Source organism: Candidatus Margulisiibacteriota bacterium, assembly GCA_031268855.1.
In the GTDB taxonomy this organism is placed as follows: Bacteria; Margulisbacteria; Termititenacia; order Termititenacales; family Termititenacaceae; genus Termititenax.
The window spans coordinates 1-9463 of record JAIRWS010000011.1; the positions used below are offsets into that span (position 1 = coordinate 1).

A 9463-nucleotide genomic window follows, 5' to 3' on the forward strand; every position below is an offset into this window, starting at 1 on the left:
CTTATGTATTATTTTTAAACAAATACTGTATAAATTTTATACAGCACTTTGATTTTTGCTGTAAATACACCAAAAATAATCCTGGCATACAATTTTCTATAACTATGGTCAAATTAGCGATAATGTGAAATAATCGGCCAGATCCGAAGGAGTTGTCAAAATTGACCGAACACAAAAAAGAAGAGCAGAGACAGCAGCATAAAGAAGCGCAGCCTGTCGGGGAAAACCCGGCGGAAAAAGAGTCGGCGGCGGTCAAGGCCGAACCGCAAAGAATAAAAATAGAGGATCTAAAAGCGCAGGAAAATCAAAGCGCGGTGGACGGTAAAAAGGCCGCCGAACTAGCGGAAAAATTAAAAACGGCGGAAGATAAGTATTTGCGTTTATATGCGGAGTTCGATAATTTCCGCAAACGCGCCGAGACGGAAAAAACCGAGCACACCAAATACGCCGCGGGTAAATTTATCGAGGCTGTGCTGCCGGTGCTGGATAGTTTTGAGCGTTCGCAAAAAACGCTGAATGTGGACGCCAGGGCCGGCGAGGAAGTGAAAAAAGGTTTTGCTTTGATACATAAACAACTGGAGGATGTTTTGCGGAAGTTTGGCGTGACAAAAATGACAGCGGTCGGCCAGCTTTTTGACCCGCGCTTTCATGAGGCGGCGCTGCAAAAAGAGTCCGATCAGCCGTCGCAAACCGTGCTGGAAGAATTGCAGACCGGCTATGTAATGTATGACAAAGTATTACGGCCGGCTATGGTTGTAGTGGCAAGATAGGTCGCTGAGCGAAGCCGAAGCGACAGATAATTCTAATAAAGGACACTGCGCTCGGTGTCCAAGAAAAGGAGAAAAAAAATGGGTAACAAAGTAATCGGAATTGACTTAGGCACGACAAATTCCTGCGTGGCGGTGATGGAAGGCGGCAAGCCGGCGGTGATCACCAGCGCGGAAGGCGGACGCACCGTCCCGTCGGTGGTCGGTTTTGCCAAGGACGGCGAGCGGCTGGTCGGCCAGATCGCCAAGCGGCAGGCCGTGACCAATCCGGAGAAAACGATCTATTCGATCAAGCGTTTTATGGGACGCCTGCACAACGAGGTCGGCGAGGAAGAAAAACTGGTGCCGTATCATATTGTTGATGGCAATAACAACGCGGCCGCCGTGAAAATCGATGACAAGACTTACACGCCGCCGGAAATTTCGGCCATGATTTTGCAAAAACTGAAAAATGATGCCGAAGCACATCTCGGTGAAAAAGTCGACAAAGCGGTCATCACCGTGCCGGCTTATTTCAACGACCAGCAGCGGCAGGCGACCAAGGACGCCGGCAAGATCGCCGGTCTGGAAGTTCTGCGCATCATCAATGAGCCGACTGCGGCGGCGCTGGCTTACGGCCTCGACAAAAATAAAAAAGACAGCAAGATCGCGGTGTTCGATTTTGGCGGCGGCACTTTTGATATTTCCGTGCTGGAGATCGGCGACGGTGTTTTTGAGGTGCTCTCCACCAACGGCGACACGCATCTGGGCGGCGACAATATCGACAGTCTTTTAATGGACTGGCTGGTGGATAATTTCAAAAAAGACACCGGTATTGATCTCAAGCAGGACCGCATGGCCCTGCAGCGTCTGCGCGAAGCCGCGGAAAAAGCCAAAATGGAATTATCTTCCGCGACTACGACAGAGATCAATCTGCCGTTCATTTCCGCTGGCGCGGACGGCCCGAAACATCTCAACATCTCTTTGAGCCGCGCCAAATTTGAGCAAATGATCGCGGAGATTTTGACCAAACTTAAAAAACCCTGCGAGATCGCCGTGAAAGACGCCGGTGTGGCCATGTCCGACATCAATGAGGTTATTTTGGTCGGTGGCTCGACGCGCATACCCTGCGTGCGCCAGATGGTCAAGGATTTTTTCGGCAAAGAGCCGAATGCTTCGATCAACCCCGACGAGTGTGTGGCGGTCGGCGCGGGCATACAGGGCGGCGTGCTGGCTGGCGAGGTCAAGGATATCGTGCTGCTCGATGTGACGCCGTTGACGCTCGGTATCGAAACGCTGGGCGGCGTGGCGACGCCGTTGATCACCAAGAACACCACGATCCCGACTAAAAAATCGCAGGTCTTCTCGACGGCGGCGGACAGCCAGACCGCGGTGGATATTCATATCGTGCAGGGCGAGCGGCAGTTTGCCAAGGACAACCGCACGCTGGGCAATTTTCAGCTGCGGGATATACCGCCAGCGCCGCGCGGCGTGCCGCAGATCGAAGTCGCTTTTGACATTGACGCCAACGGCATTGTGAATGTTTCGGCCAAAGACCTCGGCACCGGCCGCGAGCAAAAAATTACGATCACCAATTCTTCCGGTCTGTCCAAAGAGGAGATCGAAAAGATGCGCAAAGAAGCCGAAGCGCACGCCGAGGAGGACAAAAAACAAAAAGAACAGATCGACACCAAAAACGAAGCGGACGCGCTGATGTATCAGGCCGAAAAAACTTTGACGGATAATAAAGATAAGATTCCGGCGGATAAAAAAACCGCTTTGGAAGCGCAGATCGCCGATCTCAAAAAAGCTCTGGACAAAAACGATCTGAACGAGATCAAGGCCAAAAAAGAAAGTCTACAAAAAGTGGTTTATGAAATCGGCACAGCTTTGTATCAGGCGGCCAATGCGCAGGGGCAGGCTGGCGGAAATGCCGACAGCGGGAAAAAAGACGACAAGGTGGTCGACGCGCAGTACGAAGAGGTAAAGGACGAGAAAAAAGAAGACCAGAAAGAAGACAAGAAAGAATAAGGAATGTCTAAAGATTTTTACGAGGCGCTGGGCGTCAGCAAAAACGCTAGCGAGGATGAGCTGAAAAAAGCTTACCGCAAGCTGGCGCGCCAGTACCACCCCGACGTCAATAAAGAAGCCGGCGCCGAAGATAAATTCAAGGAAATTCAAAGAGCTTATGAGACGCTCTCCGACCCGCAGAAACGCCGCCAGTACGATCAGTTCGGCGAGGCGGCGACCAATGGCACGGGCGGTTTTGGCCAGGGCTTTGGCGGCTTCAGCGAGGGTTTCGGTGATTTCGCGCAGGGTTTCGGCGTCGATATGGAAAGTATTTTTGAGAATTTTTTTGGCCGTGGCGGAGGCCGGCGGCGGGACCGCAGCGGCGCGCAGGATGGCGACAATCTGCGCTTTGATCTGCGCGTGCCTTTTGAAGTGGCTGTGCACGGCCGCGAATATACGCTGGATATTCCTCAATTGGTGGTTTGCGCGGAATGTGGCGGCTCGGGAGCGAAAGCCGGCACCAAGCCGGTGACCTGCGCGAAATGCGGCGGACAGGGGCGGGTGCGCGTCGTGCAAAATACCATACTCGGTTCATTTGAGCAGGTGATCACCTGTCCAGACTGCCATGGCGAAGGCAAGCTGATCTCCGAGCCCTGCCCGCACTGCCGCGGAGCTGGCCGCGAGCGCAAGATCAACAAAGTCAAAGTCAAAGTCCCCGCCGGAGTGGAGACCGGCATCCGCCTGCGGGTTTCCGGCGCGGGCAGCGCGGGACTGCGCGGCGGCAAGTCTGGTGATCTTTTCATATATATAGAAGTCGAGGACAGCGCTGTTTTTGAACGCGACGGACAGGATCTGTACAGCACGGAAACGATCTCTTACGCGCAGGCTGCTCTGGGCGCGGCGATCAATGTGCGGTCGGCCACCGGCCAGATCAAAGTGGATATTCCGGCGGGCACGCAGCCCGGCGCGACATTGCGTCTGCGCGGCAAGGGATTGCCGGCGGTGCACAATCCCTTGTCACGCGGCGATCATTTCCTCAAGATCAATATCGCCGTGCCCAAAAATCTTTCCGGCAAGCAAAAAGACCTGCTTTTGAATTTTGCGAAATCCATAAATGACGCTATAATTAAATAGAAAAGCCGGACGAAAGGAGTTTTTATGTATTATTTTGGTAGCGATCCGTTTTTTTTCTTAATAATCGTGACGCTGGGGCTGTCCCTGCTGGCGCAGTGGAAAGTCCAGTCCACCTATGCGCGTTATGCCAAGGTCGCCGCCGGGCGGGGCCTGACCGCTGAAGAAGTGGCCGGGCAGATCCTGAGCCATTACGGGGTGAATATCCCGATACAGGCGGTAGCCGGCAATTTGACCGACCATTACGACCCGAAAAAACGGACGCTCAATCTCTCCAGCGGGGTTTACGGCGCGCGGTCGATCGCCGCTTACGGCATTGCCGCCCATGAAGCCGGCCATGCTATTCAGCATGCCAAAACTTACTCGCCGCTCATGTTCCGCAACTGGTTTTATCCGGCGGCGGCTCTCGGCTCCAATCTCGGGCCGTGGCTTTTTATCATCGGGCTTTTTGTCGGCGTGGCGCAACTGGTCGATCTCGGTATAGTCTTTTTTGCCGCGGCGGTAATTTTCTCAATAGTCACTTTGCCAGTGGAATTCGACGCCAGCCGCCGCGCGATCGCCGCTCTGCGCAGTGAGGCTTACCTCTCGGCGACGGAATTGCGCGGCGCGAAAAACGTGCTTGACGCCGCGGCGCTGACTTATGTGGCCGCGACGCTGATGGCCGTTTTGCAGTTTGCCAGACTGCTCTTTATGCGGAACAACCGCCGGAACTAAAGGCGGGAATAGCCGTAAATTTCGATGCCGTGACACGTATTGTCATATCATTTTGCCAGAAGATCCAGCCAGTATTATCTTTAGACGCTCAAGCCGTGGGGAAATTAATAAAATTCAAGAGGCCGCGACACAAGTTGTCATAGTTGTGTTATAATAAAGGCGTCTATGAAGCAGGCTAAAAATTTAGATCAGGCCACGCTGCTGCGCGTGTACCAGATAGATCACGCCATACGCGGCGGCGAATATCCCAACTGCACCACGCTGGCCAAACAGTTTGACCCGCCGCTTTCGGCGCGCACGATAGCCCGTGACATCGAAACTATGAAAAAACAATTTCAAGCGGAGATTTTTTACGATCCTAAACACAACGGCTATTATTATGCGGTGGGACGCGCGCCGCTTTTGCGGGAATTAACTTTTGCTGACGGAGAACTGCTGGCGCTTTTGCTCATCAGACGGCTTTTGACCCGCGCCGATCAGCCGACTAAAAATATTTTTCTGCGCGTTTTAAATAAGCTCAAAATGCTGGCGCCGGATAAGACGATCTTGAGCGCGGAAAACATCGGCGATTTATTGTCCGTAGAGTTTAAAATTCCCGAAATTGAAAATCTCAGTGTTTATCATACTTTGCTGGAAGCCTTGCAGCGCAAGGTTTCCGTGCGGGTGAAATATTTTGATCCGCAGGCCGGCGCGCTCGAACATTACGAATTCGATCCCTATCATCTGCGTTACAGCAAGTCGGATTGGTACGCCGTCGGTTTTTGCCACGAGACGCAAAAGCTCCGCGTCCTGGCCGCGGCGAACATCAAGCAGCTCAAGATTTCCGGCGTAAAATTCCGCACTCCAGAAGATTTCAACGCCGCCGAATTGTTCAGCCGCGCCTGGTTTCCCGGGCGCAAAGGAGCGTGCGTGGTCAAGCTGCGTTTTGTTCCGCGCGTCGCCAGATGGCTGGGTGAAAAAGTCTGGCACCCCGCGCAAAAAACCACTATCCTGCCCAGCGGCGCGCTCGTGCTGGAGCTGCCTGTCGAGGAAAACAGCGGCATCATCGATTGGATCTTAAGTTTCGGCGGCAAAGTCGAAGTTCTGGAGCCGCGGGAACTGCGCGAAGCAGTTCAGCAGGAAGCGCTGGCCATACTCAAGAATACGCACTGAATTTACGGTTTACTATGACAATACATGTCGTAATATGCAAAAACGTATTTGCCCGGTCGTTTTGTTTTGCGCGGACACGCAAGAAAATTAGAATTACCGCCTTTTGATATGACAGTTCGTGTCATAGCATTTCAAATCTGACCGAATGATTTTAGGATTGATATGACATGCCGTGTCGCACATTGAGGTTTAAGGAGCGGGGCTGACTTTTTGGCCTATTTTTAGATGCTGCAATTCCGGCTTGGCCGTGAGATTGACCCGCGAGGCATGGGAATATTGGGGCGTCAGGGGCAGGATTTGAGCGCGGTCAAAAACAGCTTGTGTCCGCGCGGCAAGCTCACAAACCGCCAGCGCGTTGGCCGGACGATTTTCGATGATAAAGTTTTCCGGCTCGCGGAGAATATTTTGCTTCACGACATGATCGGGCTCGAGGCGGCGCAGATCCTGGTCGAACAACGCGGTGGTCACTTCACCACGGCAGGCGTTCAAGATGACCCGTATCTTTTTGCCGCCGGCTTCCGCGCGGTACTGCGCGGCCAGAGCTGCCAGAGTTGAGACCGTCACGAGCGGGATGCGCAATTCCAGCGCCAGAGTTTTAGCCGTGACCAGCGAGAGCCGCAAACCGGTGAACGCGCCCGGGCCGATGGCGATGCCCAGACGGGAGATTTTTTTTAAATTTATTTTGGCCGCGCGAAAAAGTTCATCAAGGTAGTCTGGAAGATACTCGGCTTTGATGGTTGCCCCGCGGTATTTTTTTTCGACGGACACTGAGCGGAGTCGAAGTGTCCGGCCTGAAACGACCGCCAGACATAGATCTTCCGTGGCGAAATTAAAGCCTAAAGTTAACATTCCGGATATATTAGCAAACGCCGATTTTTTTGCAACGATTTTTGGCAGGTGACGATAAATAAGAAAGAGGAGCGCTATGCGTTTATTGCGAAAAGTCATAAATTTTGCCGATACCGAAGTCGCGGCTTACAATGGAATCAAGGAAGACAGTCTCGCGCCAGTTGATAAATTTGTGAACAAAACTGGCCGTAAAGTTTTTGACCTGTCGCTGGTCTATCCGCTGCGGGACAACAATTTGGCGCGGCTGCTGCTGCCTTTGCAGGAGGAGATCAGCGGTATTCTGGGCGATGGCGCGAGAATGCAGGGACATTTTTATCCGGCGGCGGAAGAGCTGCATATGACCTTGTTCCATCTTGCGTTAAGAAGCCCTTTGCTCTCTGAGGCGCATAAACAAGGGCACAGAGAAGCGGCCCTGGAACTGTTCTTAAACGAAAAGAGAAAAGAATTTTTCGTTAGTCCCAAGATCCATTTCTCTGGCGGCAGCGCGGCTCAAGACGCGGTGATAATTCACGGCTACAATTTTGCCGAACTGAACGAATCACGCCTCAGGATCGCGCGTTATGGGTTGCGCCGGGTGTTTGAACACGGACAGGGCTACGAGATACGCCCGCGGCTTTTTGACCGCAAACGCGCCCATGAGCTTGCCCGGCAGATCTTCTATGACGATAAGGTTTATCCGAATCTAGCGCATTTGACCCTGCTCAGATTTGGCCGCCCGCTCACCGCGAACGAACGTCTGGAGATCAACGCGCTGCTGGACAGCATTGATTTTGGTGAAACTGTTTTTTCGGAATTAGGTTTGTATGAGTTCTCCAGTTTTGGTGTATTTTCCAGCGGCCAGCAGCGCGCCCGGCTGATATTTACAGGGCCGGAGAACTAATGTCTTTCAGGCGAAAAGGGGAACTTTCCCTGACAAAAAATCTTCCAGAGAAAAGTTCGCGCTGCCAATAATAAAACTCAAAGCCTGCGGATATTTTTTTTGGAATTCGAGACTGCCGCCGCTTTTTTTGATCCGGCCGCTTTTTATTTCGAGGGCGGTGATTTTAGCGCCTTTTTGCAGTACAAAATCAACCTCGTGGTCACGCTCACGCCACCAGAAAACCTGGAAATCTTCTTCCCGGCCGCGCGCCAGCAGATAAGCCCCCGCGGCGCTTTCGACCAGATGACCTCTGGCTTCGGGGTTTTCCAAAAAACGCCGCCGGCTCGCGCCGTCCGCATAAGTAAGTAGGGACGTGTCGAACACCATAAAGCGAGGCGAACTCTGTCTAACCCTGAGCTTATTCAAGGAAAATTTGGGCAGACCGCAGAGCATATTGGCTTTTTCCAGCAGTTCCAGATAATGGGCGAGCGTCACCGTATTGCCCGCGTCCTGTAATTGCCCCAGTATCTTGGTGTAGGACAGCTCCTGCGCGGAATAACCGGCGCCCAGCTTAAAAAGAGAACGTAGCAGCGCGGGTTTGCGCACTTCTTCCATTAAAAAAATATCCTGAGAGATCGTCGGCTCGACGATAGACGCCCCGATGTACCGCGCCCAGCGTTCCTCGTTGTTTTTCAGCGCAGCCGCGCCCGGATAACCGCCGAAAAAAAGAAAATCTTGCAGGGTATAACCAAAAGCTTTCCGACATTCCGCATAATTCCAGTGCGGACAGTAAAGCGCTTCAAAACGTCCCAGCAGGGATTCGCTTAAACCTTTCTGGATTAGCAGGCTGGAAGAGCCGGTCAAAACTACTTTGAGAGGAATGTTCTGGCGGGTGTCTTCATCCCAGAGTTGTTTGACTGTGGCTGACCATTGCGGAATTTTTTGGATCTCATCAATAACCAGCAGCGCGGGTTTGCGTTGTTGCTTTTGCAGCAGCCGCGCCTGCGCCCAGGCGTTGCTCAGCCACTCGCGCGAGGCCAGCACGGGATCGTCCGCGCTGACAAAATGCCGGGGGATTTTTAAACCGCGGAGCGCCTGGGTGACGGCGGTGGTTTTACCCGTCTGGCGGGGGCCGACAACTATTTGCATAAAGCGCCGTTTTTCCCGCAAGCGGTTTTTTAATTGCTGGACCAGCGCCCGCTTGAACATAAAAGCTCCTTGTGCTGAATACTCAGCATATTTATTTATTTACTCATTATAATGAGTAAATTGTAAATGTCAAGGAAGCGCGGTACGCGGGCGTTATTTTTTAACCAGCGTGAGCAGATATTTTTTCTGCAATTTACCGAGCAGACGGCAGGCGTCCTCGTTGTATTTGCGCAATAATTGCGCGGAGCTGTGAGACAGACTGGTTTCCGGTTTGAGCAATTCGTACACTTCGATGCCGAAAGCCGCGGCCAGCTTGGACAGCGTGGCCGGCGAAGCCCAGGTCTTGCCAGTTTCTAAACTGCTGAGAAAAGTCACCGAGATATTTATTTTGTCCGCCAAATCTATTTGTGACCAGCCGGAACGATTACGATAATGTCTGATGTTTTCCGCTAAAATATTTACAATATCTTTATCTGCCATCACATCAAATACTCCTATCCTATATTAGTTTAAGATTGAATTATGCTTTTGCATTGACAAGCAGGCAAACAAGTAATATAATTAGTTATATATAAAGTATTATGGGATATTAAGAAGGGGGTATTTTTATGACAAACGCAGGCAATTACAGTGACACTTATACCGGGATTACGAAAGGCGCTCCGCTTTCAGCGGCAACCATGACCGCGGCGCTGAATACCAAGGAAAAAGTGGCCAACAAGCAGGTCTCTTCGACGGACGACACGGCGGATACTCTGACCGCCAATTCCAGCGACAGTTATTACCCGTCAGCCAAACTGGCCGGGAAAAACCTCGACGCGCTGAGGAACGACAAGCAGGATAAGCTTGCCGC

At 52.2% G+C, this 9463-nt stretch carries 10 protein-coding genes; 7 read left to right on the forward strand and 3 right to left on the reverse strand.

The window, feature by feature from the left end; all coding sequences use genetic code 11:
• Positions 1-161 precede the first annotated feature (161 nt).
• The 5 genes from grpE to LBJ25_00775 all read left to right on the forward strand — a co-directional run bounded on the left by grpE (position 162) and on the right by LBJ25_00775 (position 5753).
• Positions 162-770: a nucleotide exchange factor GrpE gene (grpE, locus tag LBJ25_00755; protein ID MDR1452494.1), complete on the forward strand. Its 609-nt coding sequence runs from the start codon at positions 162-164 to the stop codon at positions 768-770.
• Positions 771-848: 78 nt separating this feature from the next.
• Entirely contained in the window at positions 849-2777 is a 1929-nt protein-coding gene (gene dnaK / locus LBJ25_00760; GenBank protein ID MDR1452495.1) for a molecular chaperone DnaK, read from the forward strand.
• 3 nt (positions 2778-2780) lie between these two features.
• Entirely contained in the window at positions 2781-3890 is a 1110-nt protein-coding gene (gene dnaJ / locus LBJ25_00765) for a molecular chaperone DnaJ (protein ID MDR1452496.1), read from the forward strand.
• Positions 3891-3914: 24 nt separating this feature from the next.
• A complete protein-coding gene (locus LBJ25_00770; GenBank protein ID MDR1452497.1) occupies positions 3915-4601 on the forward strand; it encodes a zinc metallopeptidase in 687 nt (228 codons plus the stop codon).
• Between the two features lie 165 nt (positions 4602-4766).
• Complete coding sequence (locus LBJ25_00775) at positions 4767-5753, forward strand: WYL domain-containing protein (protein ID MDR1452498.1); 987 nt, start codon at positions 4767-4769, stop codon at positions 5751-5753.
• Positions 5754-5942: 189 nt separating this feature from the next.
• Here the strand turns inward: LBJ25_00775 and tsaB are convergent, their stop codons facing one another.
• Entirely contained in the window at positions 5943-6602 is a 660-nt protein-coding gene (tsaB, locus tag LBJ25_00780; protein ID MDR1452499.1) for a tRNA (adenosine(37)-N6)-threonylcarbamoyltransferase complex dimerization subunit type 1 TsaB, read from the reverse strand.
• A 76-nt stretch (positions 6603-6678) separates the two neighbouring features.
• On the opposite strand from tsaB, the gene LBJ25_00785 reads away from it, so the two are divergent.
• Positions 6679-7482: a hypothetical protein gene (locus tag LBJ25_00785; GenBank protein MDR1452500.1), complete on the forward strand. Its 804-nt coding sequence runs from the start codon at positions 6679-6681 to the stop codon at positions 7480-7482.
• Between the two features lie 6 nt (positions 7483-7488).
• Here LBJ25_00785 and LBJ25_00790 read toward each other — a convergent pair whose 3' ends face one another.
• Positions 7489-8670, reverse strand: a complete 1182-nt coding sequence (locus LBJ25_00790; GenBank protein MDR1452501.1) for an ATP-binding protein — start codon at positions 8668-8670, stop codon at positions 7489-7491.
• Positions 8671-8763: 93 nt separating this feature from the next.
• Entirely contained in the window at positions 8764-9090 is a 327-nt protein-coding gene (locus LBJ25_00795) for a helix-turn-helix domain-containing protein (protein ID MDR1452502.1), read from the reverse strand.
• Between the two features lie 128 nt (positions 9091-9218).
• Between LBJ25_00795 and LBJ25_00800 the strand changes: the two genes are divergently transcribed.
• The coding region (locus LBJ25_00800; protein MDR1452503.1) for a hypothetical protein at positions 9219-9463 on the forward strand (245 nt) is incomplete at its 3' end.

Excerpts from the sequence above, each read along its gene's own strand:
- LBJ25_00795 (MDR1452502.1), bottom strand. The coding sequence starts at position 9,090 with ATGGCAGATAAAGATATTGTAAATATTTTAGCGGAAAACATCAGACAT.
- tsaB (MDR1452499.1), bottom strand. The coding sequence starts at position 6,602 with ATGTTAACTTTAGGCTTTAATTTCGCCACGGAAGATCTATGTCTGGCG.
- LBJ25_00775 (MDR1452498.1), top strand. The coding sequence starts at position 4,767 with ATGAAGCAGGCTAAAAATTTAGATCAGGCCACGCTGCTGCGCGTGTAC.
- dnaK (MDR1452495.1), top strand. The coding sequence starts at position 849 with ATGGGTAACAAAGTAATCGGAATTGACTTAGGCACGACAAATTCCTGC.
- dnaJ (MDR1452496.1), top strand. The coding sequence starts at position 2,781 with ATGTCTAAAGATTTTTACGAGGCGCTGGGCGTCAGCAAAAACGCTAGC.
- LBJ25_00785 (MDR1452500.1), top strand. The coding sequence starts at position 6,679 with ATGCGTTTATTGCGAAAAGTCATAAATTTTGCCGATACCGAAGTCGCG.
- LBJ25_00770 (MDR1452497.1), top strand. The coding sequence starts at position 3,915 with ATGTATTATTTTGGTAGCGATCCGTTTTTTTTCTTAATAATCGTGACG.
- LBJ25_00790 (MDR1452501.1), bottom strand. The coding sequence starts at position 8,670 with ATGTTCAAGCGGGCGCTGGTCCAGCAATTAAAAAACCGCTTGCGGGAA.